Source organism: Lactobacillus sp. C449L (assembly GCF_059900815.1).
On the sequence record NZ_JBWXGA010000263.1, the window covers coordinates 1 to 445 of the forward strand.

A 445-nucleotide genomic window follows, 5' to 3' on the forward strand; every position below is an offset into this window, starting at 1 on the left:
GGACGGCGTCGAGCTCGGCCGCGACGAGATCGAAGGCGCGGGCGAGTTGAAGCACGAGCGCCGTGTCCAGGATGTCCTGCGTCGTCGCGCCCTTGTGGAAGGCGGGCTCCAGCTCCTTCGGCAGGCGAGCCCTGACCGCGCCGACGAAGGGGATCGTCGGAACGCCTGCCAGCGCCGTCACCTTCCCGAGCTCGGCGAGGTCGAAGCTGTCGGGGCCGATCGCCTCGATCGCCGGCGCCAGCGCCTCCGGCACGAGGCCCAGCCGGGCCTCGGCCCGCGCCAGCGCCGCCTCGACGCGCAGCATGGCGGCGAGCCGCGCCCGGTCGGAGAAGACCTCTCGCATCTCCGCCGTCGCGAAGAGCGGGCCGACGAGTTCGGAATCGAGCGCCGAGAAGGTCATCGGACCCGTCCTAGAGCATGGGCGGCCGCTATGGGAACTGATAGG

Annotated in this window: 1 pseudogene; it reads right to left on the reverse strand. The window is 72.1% G+C overall.

Going from position 1 to position 445, the window contains the following annotated elements:
* Positions 1-400 (reverse strand): annotated as a pseudogene (locus AC2JF9_RS09310) (hypothetical protein); the annotation flags it as partial.
* Between the last annotated feature and the right edge of the window lie 45 nt (positions 401-445).